Raw genomic sequence first — 6,403 nt, 5'->3', positions numbered from 1 at the left:
GTCGTTGATTACCCTGGCCATTTTTTATCGGTCAAAGGGTCACATTCGTATTGCCTTTTTCAGATCTTCCATCGAGAGATATTTTCAAGATAGACTACCGCTCCAATGTTTTCATTGCGCTTTGAGCCCCCTAACTCGTTCAAAATTCGGTTAAAGAGATTTCCCGTCGCTTAAACTGTCAGAGATAGCTGGAAAACCCCGCATGTTTTCCGGCTTATTCGCCGTCCGAGCCGTCGCAAACCACCACTTTTTTTTGCTCATCAATAAGGAGGTGCTTGCCATAGAGTTTTTCAAGTCAATTGCCAACCTCGGCCCATAGCACATCGTGCAACTGCTGTTTCGTTGGCGTGTACATGCGACCTTAGGATTTTGACGGCTACAGCCGAATGACCACCCCACCTTCAAGTCCCGCTTCAGATACATGAATCAGTTCATTCTATATTTTTAAATCGTCCTTTCTTGATCTTGGGGTCAGGAAAGGACGATTTTTTAAGAGCCAATTTCTTTTGCCTTGATTTAACATAGACAGCTGCTACAAAAAGCCAAGAGCACATCCCTGCTCTTGAGGTTAAAATAAACCAAATTATTACGAAAGTGTATGTTTCGCCTCAATTTATGCAGGTCTATCTACTTCCGAACGACGGTGTACCCTTTGTCCTCCAGCAGCTTGACGATCCCATTCTCACCCCAATAGTGGGCTGCGCCAACCTCGATGTTACGTTTGAGCATTTTCTATGTTTCATGGTCGTTATCAGGTGCGATCCACAAAGGCTATTGATCGTTATTTGACTTTACTCATGTTTGCTATTCTATGCTGAGGGACAGGGAAACTTGATCGATGGATTACATCGCTACCGCTTACAGAAAAGGCAGGACATGATTGAGTTTATCTATGACCAAGCTCAATCTGGGGCTACATTAGCCCAGATTAAAATGCAGCTTAAAGTGGCCTAGGGATACTTTAAGCCTTTTAAACTTCCAATTTATTGAAGCTATTATTGGCAAGTACAGTTAATAATAGAACCATCACGCTCCTTGTTGCCCCCGCCGATATGGTAGAGGCTTCTTTGTGCGTACAAAAGGATATTTGTAAAATTTTCAGGCGGGTCTGACAAGCCTTAACTTCGGCTCAGATGGAGTCTGTCAAGTATTTTGTGTAAACTCCATTATAGAGATTCTCCCCTGAAGGGGAGATTGACCCTCACGGTAGATGCTGACCGATCCGTTCCGGAAAGAAAACGGAGAGTTGGAGCAGCATTTGACCCCAGTTTTGGACACGGCCTGTCCATTTACGCGTGACGTCCATCGTGACGAGATACAGCATCTTGAGCAAGGCCTCGTCCGTCGGGAAAATGCTTTTTCCTTTGGTTACTTTGCGCAACTGGCGATGGTAACTTTCGATCATGTTTGTCGTGTAGATCAGTTTGCGGATTTCCGGTGGATATTTGAAGAACGTCGCAAGCTCGTCCCAGTTGGTGCGCCACGAACGGATGATGAGCGGATATTTGGCTCCCCATATCTCTTCGAAGCGATCCAGTTCCACAAGTGCCATTTCTTCCGTCGCAGCTTTGTAAATGGGTTTTAGGTCCGCCGTTACTTTTTTGAGGTCCTTGTAGGACACGTAGCGCGTCGAATTGCGGATTTGGTGAATGATGCACTTCTGAATCTCGGTCTTCGGGTAGCAGGCCGTAATCGCTTGGGAGAAACCGGTCAGGTTGTCGACGCAGGTAATCAGGATATCCTGGACGCCGCGATTCTTAAGGTCGTTGAGGACGCTTAGCCAGAACTTCGCGGACTCATTCTCGCCGATCCACATGCCCAGTACGTCTTTGTTTCCGTCCAGATCAATGCCGATGACCATGTAGGCCGCTTTGTTCACAATGGCACCGTCCTGCTTTACTTTGAAGTGAATGGCATCCAGGAACACAACCGCATAAACGGCTTGCAGCGGACGATTCTGCCATTCCTTGATGAGCGGAACGATCTTGTTCGTCACATTCGAGATCATCGTCGGTGAGACGTCGATGCCATACAGATTGTGCAGATGATCTTGAATTTCACGGGTGCTGACGCCCTTGGCGTAGAGCGCGATGATCTGGTCCTCGATGCCCGTTACGTTTGATTGATGCTTCCGGACAACGACCGATTCGAACTCGCCCAATCGGTCTCTGGGGACCGCAATCTCCTGCTCGCCGTACTCGCTCGTGATTTTCTTCTTGCTTTTCCCATTGCGGCTATTGCTCGTCTGCTTGTTCTGCACGTAAGCGTCAAATAGCCCCCACCTGTAAATGCAGGTAGAGTAAAGGGCTGGGTCTGCCAGCCCCTTCTCATCAAACCGTACGTGCGGTTTTCCCGCATACGGCTTTCCGACGTTCTTCACCTTGGGCAGTACGTACTTTCCATGAAGTTACGGTTTTCAAGCCCATCTGAGTAAGCATGTGATGGAAGTCAACATGACGCGTTTTCCGGCGTTTATGCTTCTTATTCCAGAAAATTTCCAATCGCCTGCGAACATACCAGTCAATCTTACTAAGAAACCGATTGGCTGCACCTGGGTCAATCCCGGCATAGTAGTTTCTCCACCCTTGTATGATGGGGTTCAGCATCCCTACGATGTCGTTCATTGGTCGTTTCAGGAGACTTCTCGGGCTTGTCACTTCTTTGACTTTTGTCCGCATCTTCTTCATCGCTTTCTTTGATGGGAAGGTGCGCAGTACACGTGCAGTGATTCCACCTTTTCTCATGACCGGAAGCCGTCGATGATGGTGTCCCAGAAAGTCAAACCCTTGTGTATCGTCCCAGATTTTAACCAGCTTTGATTTCTTTGCATTAATCGTCAGTTCTAGTTTCGCAAACACTGCTTTTAATACTCGGATGGCTTTCAGCGCTTGTTCCTTCCGATGGCACAAAATCACCAGATCGTCCGCGTAACGAACCAGCGTGCCTATTTGGGCAAACTGTTTTTCCCACACCGTATCCAAGTAGTTCAGATAGAGATTTGCCAGAAGCGGACTGATGACGCCGCCCTGGGGGCTTCCGATTTCCGTTTCATGAAACTGATCATCTTTCATGGATCCCGCTTTGAGCCATTTCCGGATGAGCTTCAATATCCGGCGGTCGCTTATTCTTTGCTCCACCAGTATCATGAGCTTGTCATGCGGAATATTGTCAAAGTATCCGGTAATATCCACGTCGACTACCCAGTAGACTTGTCCATTATTTACAGTTTTCCGTATCCGCCGCGTCGCGTCATGTGCGCTTCGTTTCGGTCGGAATCCGAATGAACAGTCTTTGAAATCCGCCTCGAAAATGGGCTCTAATACGATCTTTGCTGCCATCTGCACCAGTCTATCCCGAACCGTCGGTATTCCGAGCGGCCGCATCTTGCCATCCCCTTTGGGAATGTCCTGTCTGCGTACCGGTTGCGGTCGGTAAGTGCCTTCTTTCAGCATCTCGATCGTCTCGTCCAGTAGCCTACGTTCCCCGTACTCTTCTATGATGTAGTTAATCGTCATTCGGTCGATTCCGGCGCTTCCACCGTTTGCTTTTACCTGTTTCCATGCCGTTTGCATGATGTCTTTTCGGTATAGCTTGTCAAACAACGCATGGAACCGTCTCTTCGGGTTTTCCTTAGCCGCAAGGTAGAGGGTTCGTTGGAGTTCTTGAACTTTTACTTTGGTGTAATTAGCCATTTTTCTGGCATTCACTCGCTCTTACCTCCTCGGTTCCCATGAACGAAGTGGGGTATTGTCTTTCGACGCCCTTCCCTCCGCAAGGTTATGTTGTCCTTACTTCATTGGTAGTATGGCCCCCTCCGACTCCCTTCCCGCAGCTCGCCACTTCACCTTTTGGGCTTATAGGTTTGCCTGCTACGGCGCCTTGCCGCCGTGCGGGGGAGGGTCTCCCTAGTTCCAGGCACAACTTTCTCCACATGCCGATCCCTCTACACCGGAGAGTTCTTCCACGCTGCGTTTCCAAGATCTTCGCGTGTTCCATGGTCTTCGCCTGCACCCACGAGGCTCGACACTCTCTTGTCCCTTATTGGGTTACAAACTGACGATGCGGCAGGATTCACGGTCGGTCGTTACGGCCTGTGGTTTTGCTCCGCTATGCTTTGCATAGCTTTTCACAGGGCTTCAGCCGCCGGATTTCTCCGACGTCTGCCTGCTAGCTACGAGGCGGCTTGGCCCCTACCTCGACTGAACTTTCATCAGCTAGTTGTGCCTAGCTTGGCTAGGCGCGCTGGGGGCTATTTGACGCTTACGTCCTTTCCGTGCCAAAAGAACCACCCCTTAGAGTAGATCGACATCAAGGGGTGTTTTCTCAATGTCTACTCTAAGGGGTGCACAACACCTTCCGCTAGATCTTTCTCGGATAGTCTGCGATTGCATTATATGAGTCAATGCCCTAGCCCATCATTCTCACTTGGCTTCCGAATCATATTCATGGGGAACAAACATATTACCAAATTTCTTTCTCATCATTATTTGAGTTTTTGATGCTTCTTCATAATTAGAACCCGTAGTAATAAAAGCCAAACTCTTCCCTTCAACTTCAATCCAATTGCCAGATGGCCAGATATTGATGTTCTCAAATTTGTCATCAAACCATATCAGGCCGTATTGTTTTATATTGTATGGTGGTGAGGAGTCAAGATAAAATATAGAACTCATATTTATGCCTTTTTTTCTTTTCGCTGTTTTCGTATAGATTGTTGCTTTCTTGACCATGATATAAAAAGGTTGATATAATGCCATTTATGGAGGCGTTCGGATATGTGGTTAGATGTATATGAAGAAGCGAATGAACTTACAAAAGAAGAGCAATTAGAACTCTTTAATGCGTTGAAGAATGATTTATTTCCAGATGAACCCGATAAGATTACCAAACTGTTAAAGACCATACGAGAAAGTCGTTTTGACAGTGGTATAGCTTGTGTTCATTGTGGTAGTACATCTGTAAAACGAAACGGAAAATACCGTACTCGCCAACGCTATCTTTGCAAGGATTGCAGTAAATCATTCAATGATATGACTAATACGCCATTTGCAGGTTCTCGTTACCCTGAAAAATGGGTGAAGTATATGGAAATGATGGTTGAAGGATATACACTTCCTAAAATCGCTAAACGTCTTAAAATACACATATCAACTGCTTTTTATTGGAGACATAAAATACTAAACGCCCTTGGTTCGTTAGGTTTCAACCAATTACAAGGTATCGTGGAGAGTGACGAGACCTTCTTTAAGGAGTCATTAAAAGGTCGGGAAGTAACTCATAGAGAACCTAAGAAACGTGCTGTAAAAGACAAGAAACGGGGTATTTCTGACCTTAAAATTGCGGTTGTCGTAGCACAAGACCGCAATGGAAATATGATTGCTCGTAAAGGTGGAACAGGTAGAGTAAGAGCAGAAGAAATAGATGCGGTCATAGGGGAGTTTATTCACCCCTCTGCTTTACTATGCACAGATACAGCAACTAACTATAAAAAGTTCGCCAGAATAAAGGGATTACAACACGAAACCATTAACGAAAGACAAAAACAGCGTGTGAAGAAAGGCATCTATCACATTCAGAACGTGAATAACTTCCATAGTCGCTTGAAGACTTGGATTAGGCGTTTTCAAGGTGTTGCAACCAAATACCTTGACAATTACTTATATTGGTTTAGATGGCTCGAAATAGACAAGCATTTAACCTTTGAAAAACAGGTGGAGCAAATGCTTATTTCAGCATGTAAAAAATCAAATGAAACAACGGTTCAGATGTTTAGAAGTGCATAAAAAAGACCTCTATTGAGAGGTCAATGTTTTCATCATTTTATTGATTATCTTCTAATAAATTTGTAAAAAATCCCTATCAGTAATCTTGCAAATGGCGTAGTGAGGGGAAGTAAAATAAAAGCATAGATTGTACCCCAGACTAATGTACCATCAATGTTTAGTGTTTCCATGCCACCTCTAACGATAGTTTCGCCAAAAATAGCACCAATAGTTCCACTGTATAAGGTTACAAGAAAGGCACATATAAGGCTTATAAGCCATAGTTTTTTGTTTGATAATTCTTTTCTATTGCGGAAATATCCACCTAAAATTGCAAAAGTAATCGCAAAAGGAATTATTACTGAGAAATACAACCAACTTTCACCCCAAAACGAGGTTATTCCACCAGCCCACGCTTGTCCTATTAGCATAAATAACAGTGCAGTAACAAATGAAAATACAGCACCGAAAATAAGACCTTTTATCCAAGAAAGATTTTTCATAATTTCACCACCTATTACTTATTTTGAGACAAAAATGATTTATCATTTTTATTATTTACACTACATTACTATTCTAACAGAATATGCGAAATAACAAAATTTATTCAAAAACCACAATCTTTACGAAAACAGCGTTTC

At 44.7% G+C, this 6,403-nt stretch carries 4 protein-coding genes and 2 pseudogenes; 1 reads left to right on the top strand and 5 read right to left on the bottom strand.

Features of this window, described 5'->3' with window-relative positions:
* Positions 1-627: 627 nt before the first annotated feature.
* The 4 genes and pseudogenes from G485_RS31365 to G485_RS30060 all read right to left on the bottom strand — a co-directional run.
* Positions 628-714: pseudogene (locus G485_RS31365) on the bottom strand (TraB/GumN family protein); the annotation flags it as partial.
* Positions 715-1,201: 487 nt separating this feature from the next.
* Positions 1,202-2,260, bottom strand: a pseudogene (locus G485_RS0117000) (IS256 family transposase); the annotation flags it as partial.
* Positions 2,261-2,330: 70 nt separating this feature from the next.
* Positions 2,331-3,707: a group II intron reverse transcriptase/maturase gene (gene ltrA / locus G485_RS27065; protein ID WP_084423361.1), complete on the bottom strand. Its 1,377-nt coding sequence runs from the start codon at positions 3,705-3,707 to the stop codon at positions 2,331-2,333.
* A 714-nt stretch (positions 3,708-4,421) separates the two neighbouring features.
* A complete protein-coding gene (locus G485_RS30060) occupies positions 4,422-4,757 on the bottom strand; it encodes a hypothetical protein (protein ID WP_156922438.1) in 336 nt (111 codons plus the stop codon).
* A gap of 18 nt (positions 4,758-4,775) precedes the next feature.
* Between G485_RS30060 and G485_RS0116990 the strand changes: the two genes are divergently transcribed.
* Entirely contained in the window at positions 4,776-5,783 is a 1,008-nt protein-coding gene (locus G485_RS0116990; protein ID WP_027093505.1) for an IS1595 family transposase, read from the top strand.
* Positions 5,784-5,827: 44 nt separating this feature from the next.
* On the opposite strand, the gene G485_RS29335 is transcribed toward G485_RS0116990, so the two are convergent.
* A complete protein-coding gene (locus G485_RS29335) occupies positions 5,828-6,265 on the bottom strand; it encodes a hypothetical protein (protein WP_084423360.1) in 438 nt (145 codons plus the stop codon).
* Positions 6,266-6,403 lie beyond the last annotated feature (138 nt).

The organism is Cohnella thermotolerans DSM 17683 (assembly GCF_000429825.1).
GTDB classification, from domain to species: Bacteria; Bacillota; Bacilli; order Paenibacillales; family Paenibacillaceae; genus Cohnella; species Cohnella thermotolerans.
Note: the sequence above shows the minus strand (reverse complement) of the source record. Positions and strands in the feature narration are given on the sequence as shown.